Origin of the sequence: Streptomyces sp. NPDC007162 (genome assembly GCF_040634175.1) — a bacterium.
In the GTDB taxonomy this organism is placed as follows: Bacteria; Actinomycetota; Actinomycetes; order Streptomycetales; family Streptomycetaceae; genus Streptomyces.
In genome coordinates this window covers 1-1,191 of record NZ_JBEYFC010001044.1, presented here as the reverse complement: position 1 = coordinate 1,191, position 1,191 = coordinate 1, and the positions used below count along the sequence as shown (strand labels likewise).

Here is a 1,191-nt window from a genome sequence, read left to right as displayed (position 1 = left end):
GGCGGCGATGACGTGGACACCGGAGCGCCGCGACAGACCGGGGAGTTCTCTGGCTGAACCTGTTCGCCACCCGGGGCCGCACGTTCAGCGCGGAACCCGTGGAGCGGCTCGCCACCCCCGCCCGGCTTGCCGAATGGCTGGAGCACTGCGAGCTGTCCCCGGCCCGCACACCGGACCAGGCCGACCTGGAGAAGTCGAGGCGCCTGCGGGAGATCCTGCGCGCCCTGGCGCTGGCGACGGTCGACGAGCGGACGCCGCCCGCGGACGACGTGGCGGACCTGGCCGCGTTCCTCGCAGCACACGACGAGCCGATCGACCTGACGGCGGCCGACCGGCTGCGACGCCGGCCCCCGGCGACGACGCTGCACGCCCTGGCACTCAGGAGCTGCCCGGAGCACGACTGCAAGGGCGTTTTCATCGATCCGCCCGGCCGCCGGCGGGTCCCTCCCCAGCCCGGGGCAGAGTCCGGGCCATGCGCGCCCGCCGCAGCGCCAGCGCAGCCCCGGAGAACGCGGCAGGCTGATTGGGAGTGTCATGATCATGAATATCAGGTGGAAGTCCCTTGCGAAGGGACACCTGACGGACGCGAACACCGGTCACCTGATCAAGGCCCTGTTCCCGTACAGTCATGGCGAACGCTCGGCGGCCGAGGCGGCGCCGGAGGCCCGCGGGGCGTCGCAGCCCGCAACGTGCGGCCCTCCTCGCCCGGGGTTGCGGCGGTGTCGGGGCGGGGCCTCGCCGGTGGTGATCCGCGTCCCGGTGCGTCCCCTCGATGGCAGGTCTCCGCGGGACTGGCGGAGCAGGAATCGCGTGGTCACGCGCTCAGGGGGTAACGGATCTGCCAGGAGATCCCGCAAGGGCCGTCGGTTGGAAGGGCTGCCACGTGGAACGCGCCGGCTGGCTGCTCACCCCCGCTCAGCGGGGGAATCCCGCCTCGCGGGTGGACCGCCGTCACGCTGACGGTGCGGCGTGGTCCACGGGCAACGACGTCCGCCCCCTGGTACACGGGGCGGTGTACTTCGCCGAGCTGCTCGCGGCCGTGCGGGCGCAGCGGGCCGGCGACATATTGATGTTCACGGACTGGCGGGGTGACCCTGACGACGGGCGGGACCGGCCATGGGAGCGGGACACGATCGTCAACGTGTTCTCCGTGACCAAGACGATGACCGCGCTGTCCGCGCTCGTGCTGAT

Annotated in this window: 1 protein-coding gene and 1 pseudogene; both read left to right on the top strand. The window is 72.5% G+C overall.

Annotated elements, in window-relative coordinates; all coding sequences use genetic code 11:
* Positions 1-98: 98 nt before the first annotated feature.
* Complete coding sequence (locus ABZ646_RS47020) at positions 99-833, top strand: ABATE domain-containing protein (protein WP_360534030.1); 735 nt, start codon at positions 99-101, stop codon at positions 831-833.
* A gap of 50 nt (positions 834-883) precedes the next feature.
* Positions 884-1,191: pseudogene (locus ABZ646_RS47015) on the top strand (hypothetical protein); the annotation flags it as partial.